Source organism: Pseudomonas putida (genome assembly GCA_041071465.1).
Classification (GTDB): domain Bacteria; phylum Pseudomonadota; class Gammaproteobacteria; order Pseudomonadales; family Pseudomonadaceae; genus Aquipseudomonas; species Aquipseudomonas putida_P.
This window is the reverse complement of sequence record CP163498.1, coordinates 203,787-219,226: the sequence shown is the minus strand read 5'-3', so window position 1 is coordinate 219,226 and position 15,440 is coordinate 203,787. Positions and strand designations below refer to the sequence as shown.

16 protein-coding genes are annotated in these 15,440 nt (G+C 63.4%); 1 reads left to right on the top strand and 15 read right to left on the bottom strand.

Annotated features, from left to right (window positions below; all coding sequences use genetic code 11):
* The first annotated feature begins 256 nt into the window (after nt 1–256).
* On the top strand, nt 257–859 hold the full coding sequence (gene recR, locus AB5975_00960) for a recombination mediator RecR (GenBank protein ID XDR20576.1): 603 nt from the start codon (nt 257–259) through the stop codon (nt 857–859).
* A 118-nt stretch (nt 860–977) separates the two neighbouring features.
* Here recR and AB5975_00955 read toward each other — a convergent pair whose 3' ends face one another.
* The 15 genes from AB5975_00955 to ccoO (AB5975_00885) all read right to left on the bottom strand — a co-directional run bounded on the left by AB5975_00955 (nt 978) and on the right by ccoO (AB5975_00885) (nt 15,427).
* Nucleotides 978–1,526, bottom strand: coding sequence for an adenine phosphoribosyltransferase (locus tag AB5975_00955; protein ID XDR20575.1), 549 nt, complete (start codon nt 1,524–1,526; stop codon nt 978–980).
* Nucleotides 1,527–1,581: 55 nt separating this feature from the next.
* Entirely contained in the window at nt 1,582–2,316 is a 735-nt protein-coding gene (gene fnrA, locus AB5975_00950; GenBank protein XDR20574.1) for a Crp/Fnr family transcriptional regulator FnrA, read from the bottom strand.
* A gap of 186 nt (nt 2,317–2,502) precedes the next feature.
* Complete coding sequence (gene hemN / locus AB5975_00945) at nt 2,503–3,885, bottom strand: oxygen-independent coproporphyrinogen III oxidase (GenBank protein ID XDR20573.1); 1,383 nt, start codon at nt 3,883–3,885, stop codon at nt 2,503–2,505.
* A gap of 104 nt (nt 3,886–3,989) precedes the next feature.
* A complete protein-coding gene (locus tag AB5975_00940; GenBank protein XDR20572.1) occupies nt 3,990–4,673 on the bottom strand; it encodes a sulfite exporter TauE/SafE family protein in 684 nt (227 codons plus the stop codon).
* Nucleotides 4,666–4,881 carry a cbb3-type cytochrome oxidase assembly protein CcoS gene (gene ccoS / locus AB5975_00935; protein XDR20571.1) on the bottom strand — a complete coding sequence of 72 codons (216 nt, stop codon included), beginning with the start codon at nt 4,879–4,881 and terminating at the stop codon, nt 4,666–4,668. The genes AB5975_00940 and ccoS overlap by 8 nt, the downstream gene beginning before the upstream one ends.
* Nucleotides 4,860–7,334, bottom strand: coding sequence for a heavy metal translocating P-type ATPase (locus tag AB5975_00930; GenBank protein XDR20570.1), 2,475 nt, complete (start codon nt 7,332–7,334; stop codon nt 4,860–4,862). Before AB5975_00930 ends, ccoS begins: the two co-directional genes overlap by 22 nt.
* 151 nt (nt 7,335–7,485) lie before the next feature.
* Nucleotides 7,486–8,013, bottom strand: coding sequence for a FixH family protein (locus AB5975_00925; GenBank protein XDR20569.1), 528 nt, complete (start codon nt 8,011–8,013; stop codon nt 7,486–7,488).
* 15 nt (nt 8,014–8,028) lie between these two features.
* Entirely contained in the window at nt 8,029–9,444 is a 1,416-nt protein-coding gene (gene ccoG / locus AB5975_00920) for a cytochrome c oxidase accessory protein CcoG (GenBank protein ID XDR20568.1), read from the bottom strand.
* A 296-nt stretch (nt 9,445–9,740) separates the two neighbouring features.
* On the bottom strand, nt 9,741–10,718 hold the full coding sequence (gene ccoP, locus AB5975_00915) for a cytochrome-c oxidase, cbb3-type subunit III (GenBank protein ID XDR20567.1): 978 nt from the start codon (nt 10,716–10,718) through the stop codon (nt 9,741–9,743).
* Entirely contained in the window at nt 10,715–10,906 is a 192-nt protein-coding gene (locus AB5975_00910) for a CcoQ/FixQ family Cbb3-type cytochrome c oxidase assembly chaperone (GenBank protein ID XDR20566.1), read from the bottom strand. Before AB5975_00910 ends, ccoP (AB5975_00915) begins: the two co-directional genes overlap by 4 nt.
* A gap of 5 nt (nt 10,907–10,911) precedes the next feature.
* The gene (ccoO, locus tag AB5975_00905) at nt 10,912–11,520 is read right to left on the bottom strand and encodes a cytochrome-c oxidase, cbb3-type subunit II (GenBank protein ID XDR20565.1); all 609 of its coding nucleotides are present in this window, start codon (nt 11,518–11,520) and stop codon (nt 10,912–10,914) included.
* Entirely contained in the window at nt 11,520–12,962 is a 1,443-nt protein-coding gene (gene ccoN, locus AB5975_00900; protein ID XDR20564.1) for a cytochrome-c oxidase, cbb3-type subunit I, read from the bottom strand. The genes ccoO (AB5975_00905) and ccoN overlap by 1 nt, the downstream gene beginning before the upstream one ends.
* Nucleotides 12,963–13,680: 718 nt before the next feature.
* Entirely contained in the window at nt 13,681–14,622 is a 942-nt protein-coding gene (gene ccoP / locus AB5975_00895) for a cytochrome-c oxidase, cbb3-type subunit III (protein XDR20563.1), read from the bottom strand.
* Nucleotides 14,619–14,813 carry a cbb3-type cytochrome c oxidase subunit 3 gene (locus AB5975_00890; protein ID XDR20562.1) on the bottom strand — a complete coding sequence of 65 codons (195 nt, stop codon included), beginning with the start codon at nt 14,811–14,813 and terminating at the stop codon, nt 14,619–14,621. The genes ccoP (AB5975_00895) and AB5975_00890 overlap by 4 nt, the downstream gene beginning before the upstream one ends.
* 5 nt (nt 14,814–14,818) lie before the next feature.
* Nucleotides 14,819–15,427, bottom strand: a complete 609-nt coding sequence (ccoO, locus tag AB5975_00885; protein ID XDR20561.1) for a cytochrome-c oxidase, cbb3-type subunit II — start codon at nt 15,425–15,427, stop codon at nt 14,819–14,821.
* Nucleotides 15,428–15,440: the final 13 nt, after the last annotated feature.

Genomic DNA, 15,440 nt, shown 5'->3' with positions numbered 1-15,440 from the left:
TTTTTTTTTTGCGTAGATTTCACCCGGCTGCGGTCTGCTCTTTATGTGGGGGCGGCCTTGTGTCGCGAAAGGGGCGCGAAGCGGCCCCCGGATTCCAGCTTTGCAGCATAGAGTGCCGGGGCTGCTTAGCAGCCCTTTCGCGACACAAGGCCGCTCCCACAAAAAAGCAGACCTTGCAGGCTTTGGGCGAGGTGATTTGACGCCACCGCCCCCGCTGGGTATAAACCGCCTCTTATTGAATTGTCAGGCCTTTCCCATGAGCTTCAGCCCTCTCATCCGCCAACTGATCGACGGCCTGCGCATCTTGCCAGGCGTTGGCCAGAAAACCGCCCAGCGCATGGCCCTGCAACTGCTCGAGCGCGACCGCAGTGGCGGGCTGCGCCTGGCTCAGGCCTTGACCCAGGCCATGGAAGGGGTAGGGCATTGCCGCCAGTGTCGCACCCTCACCGAGCAGGAACTGTGCCCGCAGTGCGCCGACCCGCGCCGTGACGACACCCAGTTGTGCGTGGTCGAGGGGCCGACCGATGTGTATGCGGTGGAGCAGACGGGCTACCGTGGCCGTTACTTCGTGCTCAAGGGGCACCTGTCGCCGCTGGATGGCCTGGGGCCTGAGGCGATCGGTATTCCGCAGCTGATGGCGCGGATCGAAGAGCAGGGCACCTTTACCGAGGTGATCCTGGCGACCAACCCGACGGTGGAGGGGGAGGCGACGGCGCATTACATTGCCCAGTTGCTGAGCGAGAAAGGCTTGGTGGCGTCTCGCATTGCCCATGGTGTGCCGCTGGGCGGTGAGCTGGAGATGGTGGACGGTGGTACCTTGGCCCATGCCTTTGCAGGGCGCCGGCCCATTTCGCTCTGATTCATTGGGGTCGCTTGGCGGCCCATTCGCGGGTAAACCCGCGCCTACAAAAAATATGCGGCCTTTGTAGGCGCGGGTTTACCCGCGAATGGGCTGCAAAGCAGCCCCAACAGCCCGCTCAGTACTCGCTGAGGGAAAACTCGGTCAGGCAGAAGGTAGGCACCCCGGCCGCCTGCAACCGGCGCGAACCGTCCAGTTCCGGCAGGTCGATGATCGCTGCCGCCTCGAACACCTGCGCCCCAGTACGACGCACCAGGTTGGCCGCCGCCAGCAGCGTACCGCCAGTAGCAATCAGGTCATCGAAGATCAGCACCGAGTCGCCTTCACACAGGCTGTCGGCATGCACTTCCAGGAAGGCCTCGCCGTACTCGGTCTGGTAACCCTCGCTCAACACGTCGGCCGGCAGCTTGCCCTGCTTGCGGAACAGGATCAGCGGCTTGTTCAGCTGGTGGGCGATGATCGAGCCGATCAGGAAACCCCGCGCGTCCATGGCGCCGATGTGGCTGAATTCAGCCTCGACATAGCGCTCGATGAACTGATCGGCCACATAGCGCAGCCCGCGTGGCGACTGGAACAACGGGGTAATGTCGCGGAAGATCACACCCGGTTTGGGGAAGTCCACTACCGGGCGGATCAGGGCTTTGAGGTCGAAGGCTTCGCTGTGCATTGTTGCGGGTATCCTGGGAAAACGAATGCCCAAGTATACCCGCTAAAGACCAGCGTCAGGCCTCGATTGCACCACCGGCCAGCGCGCACAGCTGGATCGGGTCGAGGATGTGCACTTCCTTGCCCTCGGCGCGCAGCAGGCCGTTCTGCTGGAAGCGGGTGAACACCCGCGACACGGTTTCTACCGCCAGGCCAAGGTAATTGCCGATTTCGTTGCGCGACATGCTCAGGCGGAACTGATTGGCCGAATAGCCGCGGGCGCGGAAGCGCGCCGACAGGTTGACCAGGAAAGTGGCAATGCGCTCGTCCGCGGTTTTTTTCGACAGCAGCAGCATCATTTGCTGGTCGTCGCGGATTTCGCGGCTCATTACCCGCATCAGCTGGCGGCGTAGCTGTGGCAGTTGTACCGACAGCTCGTCCAGCCGCTCGAAGGGGATTTCACACACCGAAGTGGTTTCCTGGGCCTGGGCCGATACCGGGTAGGCCTCGGTATCCATGCCTGACAGGCCGACCAGTTCGCTGGGCAGGTGAAAGCCTGTGATCTGCTCTTCGCCGCTGTCGCTGAGGCTGAAGGTTTTCAGGGCCCCGGACCGTACTGCGTAGACCGAGCCAAAACTGTCACCCTGGCGGAACAGAAACTCGCCTTTCTTGAGCGGCCGCCCGCGTTTGACGATTTCATCCAGTGCGTCCATGTCTTCCAGGTTCAGCGAAAGAGGCAGGCACAGGGGGGCCAGGCTGCAATCCTTGCAATGGGCCTGGTTGTGTGGGCGCAGTTTGACTGGCTCGGACATTTGAATCGATCCTTGTGGGAAAGCACACATAAGTCGTAAGGGTAACTCACGACACAGGGTGTAGGCCAGTGTGCGCGGTGATGGTGCGCGCTGGCGAAACCCCGGCAGGTGGCCTGCCGGGAGTCCTTGTGTGCTCATAGTGTGCCTGACAAGGAAGCTTGTCCATGCGGTTGAACGCCTTGTTTTTCAGATCACTCGCGAGAAGCGCTGGCGGTTGTGCATCGCCAGATAGGCGTCGAACACCATGCATACCGAGCGCGCCAGCAGCCGGCCGGCGGGCAGGATGCGAATGCCCTTGTCGTCCAGGCTGATCAGGCCGTCGCGCTGCAAGGTCAGCAGCTCGGGCCAGAGGTCGTTGAAGTAACCGCGAAAATCCAGGGTGAAAGCCTGTTCGATGGGTTCGAAATCCAGCTCGAAATGGCAGATCAGTTGCTGGATCACTGCCCGGCGTATGCGGTCGTCGTGGTTGCACAGCAAGCCGCGCTGGGTGGCCAGCTGGGCGTTGGACAGGCTGTCCTGGTAGGTGTTGAGGTCACTGCTGTTCTGGCAGTACAGGTCGCCGATCTGGCTGATCGCCGACACGCCCAGGCCAATCAGGTCGCAGTGCCCGTGGGTGGTGTAGCCCTGGAAGTTGCGCTGCAAGGTACCTTCTTCCTGGGCAATGGCCAGTTCGTCGTCGGGCAGGGCGAAGTGGTCCATGCCGATGTAGCGGTAACCGGCGGCGGTCAGTTGGTCGATGGTGGCGTGCAGCATCTCAAGCTTGGCGGCGGCGCTGGGCAGGTCGTTGCTGTCGATGCGCCGTTGCGGCATGAAGCGTTCGGGAAGGTGAGCGTAGTTGAACACCGACAGGCGGTCGGGCTGCAGGCGGATCACCTCTTCGACAGTGCGGGCAAAGCCTTCCGGGGTTTGCTTGGGCAGGCCGTAGATCAAGTCGAGGTTGACCGAGCGAAACTGCAGCGTGCGCGCAGCCTCGATCAAGGTGCGGGTCTGCTCCAGGCTCTGCAGGCGGTTGATCGCGCGCTGCACGGCCGGGTCGAGGTCCTGTACACCCAGGCTGACGCGGTTGAAGCCCAGTTCGCGAAGCAGGCCCATGGTCGACCAGTCGGCTTCGCGAGGGTCGATCTCGATGCCGTAGTCGCCGGAATCGTCGTCCAGCAGGTGGAAGTGCTGGCGCAGGGTGGCCATCAGCTGGCGCAGTTCCACATGGCTGAGGAAGGTCGGTGTGCCGCCGCCAAAATGCAGCTGTTCAACACGTTGTTTAGGGTCCAGGTGGCAGGCGATCAGCTGGATTTCCTGCTCCAGGCGCTGCAGGTAGGGCGCAGCGCGCGCACGGTCTTTGGTGATGACCTTGTTGCAGGCGCAGTAGTAGCAGATGTTGGCGCAGAACGGCACATGCACGTACAGCGACAGCGGGCGCACGGCCCGTCGGCTCTCGCGCAGGGCGTTGAGCAGGTCGAACGAACCCACCTCGCTGTGCAGTTGCACGGCGGTTGGGTAAGAGGTGTAGCGTGGCCCGGCGAGATCGTAGCGGCGGATCAGGTCGGTATCCCAACGGAGGTCGTCGAGCATGAGGGTAGTCCCGGAAAGAGCAGCAGTGCACCGGAGTCTATGGCCGTCTGTAGGAAACTGTGTTGATTTGTATCAAGGGCATTGGGGCTGCTTTGCAGCCCCCGTCAATGCCCCATCAGCCAGTGCTGGTGTGGGCCCGGCAGAGTCCAGACACCGAATAGCATCACCAGCACACCGCCCGCCACGCGCACGCTGCGTCGCCGCAACAGGGCGTTTACCCGTTCGGCAGCCAGCCCGGTTGCCAGCAACACCGGCCAGGTGCCCAACCCGAACGCGAGCATCAATACCGCGCTGTACCCGGCGTTGCCCTGGCTGGCGGCCCACAGCAGGGTGCTGTACACCAAACCGCACGGCAGCCAGCCCCACAAGGCGCCCAGCAGCAACGCCCGGGGCAGGCTGGACACCGGCAGCAAGCGCGACGCCATCGGCTGGATATGCCGCCACAACCCGCGGCCCAGCGCCTCGATACGGGTCAGCCCGCTCCACCAGCCGGCCAGGTACAGGCCCATGGCAATCAGCAGCAGCGCTGCAGCCACCCGCAGCGCCAGCGCTGCCGGGCTGCTGGCCACGGCCCAGCCGGCCAGGCCCAGCAACAGGCCGGCGCAGGCATAGCTGAAAATGCGCCCCAGGTTGTACGCCAGCAACAGGCGCAAGCGCTTGCCGCGTTGTTCGGGGGGGATGGCCAAGGTCAGTGCGCCCATCAGGCCACCGCACATGCCCAGGCAGTGACCGCCCCCTAGCAGGCCAAGGACCAGTGCCGAGCCCAGCAGCGCAAGCAGGTCAGGCACGGGGCGGTGGTTCCTTGTCGGTGTCGGCCGGGGCATCGTCAAGCTTCACTGCCGCCTGGTGGCGCGGGTCCTGATCGTCGAACAGGATGCTGTGGGCGGGGCCTTCAAGGTCATCGTACTGACCGCTGTCGACCGCCCAGAAGAAGATGTACACGGCCACGCCGACCAGCAGCAGGGCTGCCGGGATCATGACATAGAGGGCGGGCATGGCGACTTCCTCCCGGGTAAAGGGGCTTCGTGGGGCAGCGGGCCCGAGGCCACTGGCATACGGGTCAGGCGCAAGGCATTGAGCACCACGATCAGCGAGCTGACCGACATGCCGATGGCGGCCCACACCGGCGTGATCCAGCCGAGCGCGGCGAACGGCAACATCAGGCCATTATACAGGGTCGCCCACAGCAGGTTCTCGAGGATGTTGCGGCGGGTGCGGCGGGCCAGCTCGAACGCCTGCACCAGCGCTTGCAGGCGGTTGGACAGCAAGACGGCGTCGGCACTGGTCTTGGCCAGGTCGGTGGCGCTGCCCATGGCGATGCTGATATCGGCGGCGGCCAGTACCGGTACATCGTTGACCCCGTCGCCGAGCATCAGCACCTTGCGCCCGTCAGCCTGCAGGGCTTTCAGGCGGTCCAGTTTGTCATCCGGGCGCAGGCCGCCAATGGCCTGCTCGATACCCAGCTGCGCGGCCACTTCGGCAACCATCGGCGAGCTGTCGCCCGACAGCAGCAGGGTGTGCCAGCCGCGCGCCTTGCAGGCAGCGAGCAGGGCCGGGGCATCGTCGCGCAGACGGTCATCCAGGCCGAACCAGGCCAGTGGCCCCTGGCGGTCGCCCAGCAGCAGCCACTGGCCGCGAGGCGCGGGCACAGCGGGGATTTCCGCACCACTCAAGGCGCAGACGAAGGTAGCCTGACCAATGCGCAGGCGCTGGCCGTCGACCAGCCCCTCCAGGCCCAGGCCGGGTACGCTCTGTACGTCATCGGCAGGCGTGGCGGTACGACCAAAGGCGCGAGCGATGGGGTGTTCGGAGCGGTTTTCCAGCGCCGCGGCCAGGGCCAGGCAGCGGTCGGCGGCCTGGCTGCCGAGCGGGCGGATGCTGCGCAAGGTCAGGCGGCCTTCGGTCAGTGTGCCGGTCTTGTCGAAAATCACCGTGTCGATGTGGTTCAGGCCTTCCAGCACGTGGCCGCGGGTGACCAGCAGACCAAGCTTGTGCAGGGTTCCGGTGGCGGCGGTCAGTGCGGTTGGCGTAGCCAAAGACAGGGCACAAGGGCAGGTGGCCACGAGCATGGCCAGCACGATCCAGAACGCCCGTGCCGGATCCAGGTGCCACCACCACAGGCCGATGGCTACCGAGGCCAGTAGCGAGAACAGCAGGAACCACTGCGAGGCGCGGTCGGCAATTTCCGCCAGGCGCGGTTTTTCGGTCTGGGCGCGTTCCAGCAGGCGGACGATGGCCGACAAGCGTGAGTCATGGCCGAGGGCTTCCACTTCCACATTCAGCGCGCTTTCAACGTTCAGCGTACCGCCAGTGACCCGCTCACCCACCCGGCGTGGTTGCGGCAGATACTCGCCGGTCAGCAGCGATTCGTCGACGCTGGAGCGGCCCTCGACGATGCGCCCGTCGGCAGGGATGACCGCGCCGGGCAGCACCTGCACGGTGTCGCCGCACTGTAACTCGCTGAGCAGGATGCGTTCGCTGCGCCCGATGGCGTCCAGGCGCAGGCATGAGGCGGGCAGCAGGTTGACCAGCTGCGCAGTGGCCGCCGCTGTGCGCTCGCGGGCGCGGCGCTCCAGGTAGCGGCCGGTCAGCAGGAACAGGGCGAACATGCCCACCGTGTCGAAATAAAGCTCGCCGCTGCCAGTGATGGCTGTCCAGATGCCGGCGCCGAACGCCAGGCCAATGGCCAGCGACACCGAAACGTCCATGGTCAGGTGGCGCGTTCGCAAGTCGCGCGCCGCGCCCTTGAAGAAGGGCGCGCAGCTGTAGAACACGATGGGAATGGTCAGGAACAGCGCCACCCAGCGCAGGATCGTGTGCAACTCGGGTGTCAGGTCGATGTTGAATTCCGGCCAAGTGGCCATGGTCGCCATCATCGCCTGGAACCACAGCAGCCCGGCCACGCCCAGGCGGCGTAGGGCGCTGCGGTTTTCCCGGGCCAATTGCTCGGCGGCTTGGTCAGGCTGGTAGGGGTGGGCGGCGTAGCCGATCTGGCGAAGTTCGGCGAGCAAGCGTGACAGCGGCAGCTGCTTGTCGTCCCAGTTCAGCGCCAGGCGGTGGTTGGACAGGTTCAACCGGGCTTCGGCGACACCGGGCAGGTTGCGCAAGTGCTTTTCGATCAGCCAGCCGCAGGCGGCGCAGCTGATGCCCTCGACAAGCAAGGTGGTTTCGGCCAGCTCGCCCTGGTGGCGGACGAAGGTTTGCTGCACGTCGCTGCGGTCGTATAGGGCCAGTTCGTCCTGCAGTTGCTTGGGCAGGGCTTCGGGGTTGGCGCTGTTGTCGCTGCGGTGCTGGTAGTAATGTTCCAGGCCACCCGCGACGATCGACTCAGCCACCGCCTGGCAACCGGGGCAGCAGAACTGTCGCGGCTGGCCGAGGACCACGGCGGTGAAGCGGCTGCCGGCCGGGACGGGCAGGGCGCAGTGGTAGCAGGGGGTGGGCTGGGTCATTTTGGAACAGTCTTATGTCGTGAGATCGCCGGGGCTGCTTCGCCGCCCTTTCGCGACGCAAGGCCGCTCCCACAGAAGCATGCGTTCTCCTGTGGGAGCGGCCTTGCGTCGCGAAAGGGGCGCAAAGCGCCCCCATTCATACCAGGAATCATTACTGGTGTTCGGCGCCTTGAAGGGCTTCGTCACCCAACTGCAAGGTCACACCATGCGCCACTTTTTCCTCTTCGAACAGGCGCCACACCTGGCCCCCTTCGCTGCCCAGCAGTTCCACAAAGCGCCGCCCGTCGACCTTGTCCTCCAGTTGTCCCACATAGCGCCCTGCTTCGACACGGCTCAGCAGCACCTTGCGGTCCTTCTCTGGCTGGGTCGGCGAAATCAGGTTCAGCTCCAGGTTTTGCGGGCCACTGCTACCGGTCAGGCGCAGGTCCACTTCGCCGGTCAGTTCGTCCAGATGCACGCTGGCTTTCAGGCCCAGCTGCTGCGCCAGCAGCTCGCGGTCCAGCGAGCGGTTGATGCCCTTGCCGGCCTCGTAGTAGTTGTCATTCACCAGGTTGTCCGGGTTGTGCACAGCGATGCTGACCATGGTCAGGCTCAGGCACACCGAGGTGGTGAGAATGCCGATGATGATCCAGGGCCAGAGGTGCTTGTACCAGGGGCTGGCGGCGGTGGCGGCAGGCATTGTGCGTTATCTCTCTTAGCGGATCTGTGGGCCGATGAAACGGCTCTTGGCTTCAACCTGGGCGTCGCTGTCGTCGGCGCTCTTGAGGATGAAGGTGATTTCGTTGGTGGTCGATGGCAGCTTCTCGGGGGCAACCGACAGCTGCACGGGAAGGCTGACGATGTCACCGGCGGCCACGCGGATCTCGCGCTGGCCTTCGAGCTTGAGGTCTGGCAGGCCGGCGGCGTCCAGCACGTAGACGTGATCGCGCTGATCCTTGTTCATTACCTTCAGGCTGTACACGTTCTCGATCCGGCCCTGGGCGTTTTCGCGGTACAGCACGCGGTCTTTGCTGACGTCGAAACCGACCAGCGAACGGGTGGCGAAGGCCGTCGCCAGCCCGATCATCATCACCAGCAGTACCACGGCATAGCCGATCAGACGCGGGCGCAGCAGGTGGGTCTTTTGCCCGGACAGGTTGTGCTCGGTGGTGTAGCTGATCAGCCCTTTGGGGTAGTTCATCTTGTCCATGATGCTGTCGCAGGCGTCGATGCAGGCTGCGCAGCCGATGCACTCGATTTGCAGGCCGTCACGGATGTCGATGCCGGTCGGGCAGACCTGCACGCACATGGTGCAGTCGATGCAGTCACCCAGGCCCTGGGCTTTGTAGTCGGTATCTTTCTTGCGCGGGCCGCGGGTTTCGCCACGGCGCGGGTCGTAGGACACGATCAGTGTGTCCTTGTCGAACATCACACTCTGGAAACGTGCATACGGGCACATGTACACACACACCTGTTCGCGCAGCCAGCCGGCGTTGCCGTAGGTGGCGAGGGTGAAGAAACCGACCCAGAAGTAGGCCCAGCCATCGGCCTGGCCCGTGAAGAATTCGACCACCAGCTCACGGATCGGCGAAAAGTAGCCGACAAAGGTCATGCCGGTGACAAAGCCGATCAGCAGCCACAGGCTGTGCTTGGTGAATTTGCGCAGGAACTTGTTGCCGCTCATGGGGGCTTTGTCGAGCTTCATGCGCTGGTTGCGGTCACCCTCGGTGACCTTTTCGCACCACATGAAAATCCAGGTCCACACGCTTTGCGGGCAGGTGTAGCCACACCACACCCGGCCGGCGAACACAGTGATGAAGAACAGGCCGAAGGCGGCGACGATGAGAATGCCCGAGAGCAGGATGAAGTCTTGCGGCCAGATGGTGGCGCCGAAGATGTAGAACTTGCGTTCGGGCAGGTTCCACCACACGGCCTGGTGCCCTCCCCAGTTCAGCCACACGGTGCCGAAGTACAGCAGGAACAGTGCGGCACCCCCAACCATGCGTAGGCGACGGAACAGGCCGGTGAAGGCGCGGGTGTAGATCTTTTCCCGGGAAGCGTAGAGGTCGACGGAATCCTTCCCTTTGCTGGCAGGCGGGGTGACATCATGTACCGGAATTTGCTTGCTCATCATCAAGTCCCACGGCAGTGGAGAAACGCCGCGGCCTGTGCGTGCGGGCCGCAGTCTCGCGCAATCTGCTAGCGCTCTGCGGTCCATGATACGCCGCTGAGGGCGGTATGGGATCGCACTGCGACCTTTAGTCGCGTTGGGTTCGTGGTATGAAACGTGTTATGGCGGGTGTCAATTGATCCAGGTCATCAGCCTGCGAGAAATGCTGTGCCAGTACCGGCCTGTTCGCGGGTAAACCCGCTCCTACACAGGATCCTTGTAGGAGCGGGTTTACCCGCGAACAGGCCAGGCCTGCCTTACTCAGCCTTGGCCGGCTCAGCCTGGTGCGACAGGCTGTACACATAAGCCGCCAGCAAGTGCACCTTGTCGTTGCCCTGCAGCTGTTCCTGGGCCGGCATCTGCCCCTGGCGGCCATAACGGATAGTCTGCTGCAATTGGGCAAAGCTCGAGCCGTAGATGAACGCCTGCGGGTGGGTCAGGTTCGGTGCGCCCATGGCGGGCGTGCCTTTGCCTTCCGGCCCGTGGCAGGCCACGCAGTTGGCTGCGAAGATCTTCTGCCCGTTCTCCACATCGGCCTTCGCACCCTCAGGCAGTGTGCGGCCATCGAGTTTGCTGACCACGAATGCAGCCACGTCGGCCACGCCCTGGTCACCGATCACTTCGGCCCAGGCCGGCATCACGCCATGGCGACCGCCCATGATGGTGGTCTTGATGGTGTCCGGTTCGCCGCCCCAGCGCCAGTCGTTGTCGGTCAGGTTGGGGAAGCCGAAGGCGCCCTTGGCGTCGGAGCCGTGGCACACCGAACAGTTGGAGGCGAACAGCCGCGCACCCATTTTCAATGCCTGTGGGTCCTTGGCTACGTCTTCGATCGGCATCGCCGCGAACTTGGCGAAGATCGGCCCGAAACGGGCGTCGGCCTTGGCCATTTCCTTTTCCCATTCGTGCACGCCGGTCCAGCCCGGCTGGCCGTTGGAAAACTCGGTCTGCTTGTCGTTATCCAGGTACGAATAGCCCGGCAGGACGCCTTTCCAGTTGCCCAGGCCCGGGTACAGCACCAGGTAGCCGAGGGCGAAGATGATGGTGCCGACGAACAGCCAGAACCACCATTTCGGCAGCGGGTTGTCGTATTCCTCGATGCCATCGAAGGCATGCCCGACGGTTTCGTCGGTAACCTCTTCGCGCTGGCCCTTGCGGGTCGACAGCAGCAGCCAGGTCAACGAGAAGATGGTGCCCAGGGTCAGGACGGTAACGTACAGACTCCAGAAGGTTGTCATTGTTGTTTGCTCCCAGAAGCTTTTGCTTGCTCGACGTGCCGAGTGGCCTCGGGGTCATCCGCGAAGGGCAGTTGGGTCGCTTCGTCGAAGTCCTTTTTACGCCGTGGGTTGAACACCCACAGCGCCAGGCCCACGAAGGCCACCATCACCACGACGGTGCCCAGGCCGCGAATCATCCCGATATCCATCAGCGTCACCGTTTGCTCTTGATGATGGTGCCAAGACCCTGCAGGTACGCGACGATGGCGTCCATTTCGGTCTTGCCCTTGACCGCGTCACGTGCGCCGGCAATGTCGGCGTCGGTGTACGGGGTGCCGAGTGTGCGCAGCACTTCCATCTTTTTCGCGGTGTCTTTGCCGTCGAGCTTGTTCTCGACCAGCCACGGGTAGGACGGCATCTTCGATTCCGGTACCACGTTGCGCGGGTTGTACAGGTGCGCACGGTGCCAGTCATCGGAGTAGCGGCCGCCGACGCGGGCCAAGTCCGGCCCGGTACGCTTGGAGCCCCACAGGAACGGGTGATCCCACACGCTTTCACCGGCTACCGAGTAATGGCCGTACCGCTCGGTTTCGGCACGGAACGGGCGGATCATCTGCGAGTGACAGCCTACGCAGCCTTCGCGGATGTAGATATCGCGGCCTTCCAGCTCCAGCGCGGTGCGCGGCTTCATGCCCTCGACCGGCTTGTTGGTGACGTCCTGGAAAAACAGCGGGACGATCTGGGTCAGGCCACCGACGCTCACGGCGATGACCATGAAGAAGGCCAGCAGGCCTATGTTCTTCTCGACGGCTTCATGCTTCATCAGTGCGCTCCCACAACGACGATCTTGGCGGCCTCTTCAGCCTGTGCCGGGTTGGCGGCACGTACGGTACGGAACACGTTGTAGGCCATCAGCAGCATGCCGCTGGCGAAGAACGCACCGCCCAGGGCGCGGACGATGTAGCCGGGGTGGCTGGCCTGCAGGGCTTCGACGAAGGAGTAGGTGAGGGTGCCGTCATCGTTGATGGCGCGCCACATCAGGCCCTGGGTGATGCCGTTGACCCACATCGAGGCGATGTACAGTACGGTGCCGATGGTGGCCAGCCAGAAGTGCGCGTTGATCAGGCCGATGCTGTGCATCTGCTCGCGGCCGTAGAGTTTCGGGATCATGTGGTACACGGCGCCGATCGAAATCATTGCCACCCAGCCGAGGGCGCCGGCGTGGACGTGGCCGATGGTCCAGTCGGTGTAGTGCGACAGTGAGTTCACGGTCTTGATGGCCATCATCGGGCCTTCGAAGGTGGACATGCCGTAGAACGCCAGCGACACCACCAGGAAGCGCAGGATCGGGTCGGTGCGCAGTTTGTGCCAGGCGCCCGACAGGGTCATCATGCCGTTGATCATGCCGCCCCAGCTTGGCGCCAGCAGGATGATCGACATCACCATGCCCAACGACTGCGCCCAGTCAGGCAGGGCGGTGTAGTGCAGGTGGTGCGGGCCGGCCCAGATGTACAGGGTGATCAGCGCCCAGAAGTGCACGATCGACAAGCGATACGAGTAGATCGGCCGCTCGGCCTGCTTGGGCACGAAGTAGTACATCATCCCCAGGAAACCGGTGGTGAGGAAAAAGCCCACGGCGTTGTGGCCGTACCACCACTGGATCATCGCGTCGGTGGCGCCGGAGTAGGCCGAGTACGACTTGAACAGGCTCACCGGCAGCGAGATGTGGTTGACGATGTGCAGCATCGCGGTGACCACGATGAACGCACCGTAGAACCAGTTGCCGACATAGATGTGCTTGGTCTTGCGCTTGACGATGGTGCCGAAGAACACCAGGCCGTAGGTAACCCAGACGATCGCCAGCAGGATCGCCAGCGGCCACTCGAGCTCGGCGTATTCCTTGGTGGTGGTGTAGCCCATCGGCAGGGTGATCAGCGCGCCGACGATCACGGCTTGCCAACCCCAGAAGGTGAAGGCGGCCATGCTGTCGGAGATCAGCCGGGTCTGGCAGGTGCGCTGCACCACGTAGTAGCTGGTGCCGAACAGCGCACAGCCCCCGAAGGCGAAGATCACCAGGTTGGTGTGCAGCGGGCGCAGGCGGCCGAAGCTGGTCCAGGGAAGGTCCAGGTTCAGCTGCGGCCACACCAGCTGCGAGGCGATGAAGACGCCGAGGCCCATGCCAAGGATCCCCCAGACCACCGTCATGATGGCGAACTGGCGGACGACCTTATAGTTATAAGCAGTCGGACTGATTGCTGTGCTCATTCTAAGGTTCCACGGTTTTGATGTTCTTGTTGGTCGAAAAATCGGCGCCAGTATTGATAACCAGCAAGGTTACCGCAACGCAACTTTGGTACGCCGACCCGTGTCCAGGTCCGATCACTGATGTCCCGCAGTGATCAGGTCTGGACGATTGTACACAAATAAATATTTGTAATGTGTACCGTTTTTCACCTTTTTCTGATCGATCGGTCAAGCTTTTTCGGGGCGGCGTCAGGCTACGCGCCGTGTCTGCATCGGTCCTTTCGGAGCGAAGCCCACTGAGGCAACAAGCTTAGTTCTGTTCGGTGGGGGTGCAAGGGAAGGGGACTGAGGCTGGTAGTGGGCGGGGGAGTGTAAGGCTTGAGGGTTATGGGGGCGGGGGGGTAAGGATTGGGTGTTGTGGTGGGGCGGGGGTGTAAGGATTGAGTGTTGTGGTGGGGCAGAGATCGAGCGCCGCCCGCGCGGCGCTTCGCGGGTAAACCCGCTCCTACGTTTGTTTCGGGCCAATTATTCCTGTGAGATTTGCGCGCGACCGCCTTGGCGCATGTCTCGATATCGCGTCGTACAAACAAGGCGGTCGCGCGCGACTGGTGCAGGAGGGACTGGCCCGAAACAAACGTAGGAGCGGGTTTACCCGCGAAGCGCCGCGCGGGCGGCGCTCGATCTCACAGGCGGCAAATGCCTTTCGGCGGACTCACTTGGCAAATCCCTTTCGGCGAACTCACTTGGCCGTCACGGTCTCAGCCGAACCACCCTGCGACAGGCTATACACGTAAGCCGCCAGCAGGTGCACCTTGTCATTCCCTTGGATCTCGGCCTGCGCCGGCATTTGCCCCTGGCGACCATAACGAATGGTCTGCTGCAGCTGGGCAAAGCTCGAGCCATAGATGAACGCCTGCGGGTGGGTCAGGTTCGGTGCGCCCATGGCAGGCGTACCTTTACCTTCCGGCCCGTGGCAGGCCACGCAGTTGGCTGCGAAGATCTTCTGCCCGTTCTCCACATCGGCCTTTGCCCCCTCAGGCAGTGTGCGGCCGTCGAGTTTGCTGACCACGAACGCAGCCACGTCGGCCACGCCCTGGTCACCGATCACTTCGGCCCAGGCCGGCATCACGCCATGGCGACCGCTCATGATGGTGGTCTTGATGGTTTCCGGATCGCCGCCCCAGCGCCAGTCATTGTCGGTGAGGTTGGGGAAGCCGAAGGCGCCCTTGGCGTCGGAACCGTGGCACACCGAGCAGTTGGAGGCGAACAGGCGGCTGCCCATTTTCAGCGCCTGCGGGTCCTTCGCCACTTCTTCTACGGGCATGGCGGCGTATTTGGCGAAGATCGGACCGAACCTGGCATCGGCCTTGTCCATTTCCTTCTGCCATTCGTTGGCGCCAGTCCAGCCATTTTCATAGCCCGGCAGGATGCCTTTCCAGTTGCCCAGGCCCGGGTAGAGGATCAGGTAGCCGACCGAGAACGCCAAGGTGCCCACGAACAGCCAGAACCACCACTTGGGCAGCGGGTTGTCGTACTCCTCGATGCCGTCGAAGCTGTGGCCCATGGTCTCGTCGGTGGTGTTGTTGCTCTGGCCCTTGCGCGTGGCGAGCAGTAGCCAGGTCAGGCCAATCAGGCTACCGATGGTCAGTACGCTGATGTACGTACTCCAGAAGGTGGTCATTGCCCGTTACTCCTTTTTGCAGCAGGCTCCTGCCCGGCAGGGGGCAGGCGGTCGTCGACGAAGGGCAGCAGGCGCGCTTCGGCGAAATCACGGTCGCGGCGGCGGTTGAAGACCCACAGGGTGAGGCCGATAAAGGCAATCATCACCACCAGGGTGCCCACACCGCGGATCATGCCGATGTCCATTTCCATCGCACTCACCTCTTGTTCTTGATCGCGGTGCCGAGCACCTGCAGGTAGGCGACCAGTGCGTCCATCTCGGTCTTGCCTTTGACCGCTTCACGGGCGCCGGCAATGTCGTCGTCGGTGTACGGCACGCCCAGGGTGCGCAGGGTGCGCATCTTGACGTCGGTGTGGCTGTTGTCGACCTGCTGGGCAACCAGCCACGGGTAGGACGGCATCTTCGACTCCGGTACCACGTTGCGCGGGTTGTACAGGTGCGCACGGTGCCAGTCGTCCGAGTAGCGGCCACCGACCCGGGCCAGGTCCGGCCCGGTGCGCTTGGAGCCCCACAGGAACGGGTGGTCCCACACGCTTTCACCGGCCACCGAGTAGTGGCCGTACCGCTCGGTTTCGGCACGGAACGGGCGGATCATCTGCGAGTGGCAGCCCACGCAACCTTCGCGGATGTAGACATCGCGGCCTTCCAGTTGCAGCGCGGTATAGGGCTTCATGCCTTCGACCGGTTTGTTGGTGACGTCCTGGAAGAACAGCGGGACGATCTGGGTCAGGCCGCCGATGCTGACGGCAAATACCATCAGCAGGGCCATCAGGCCGACGTTTTTCTCGATGACTTCATGTTTCATCAGGCGTTTCTCC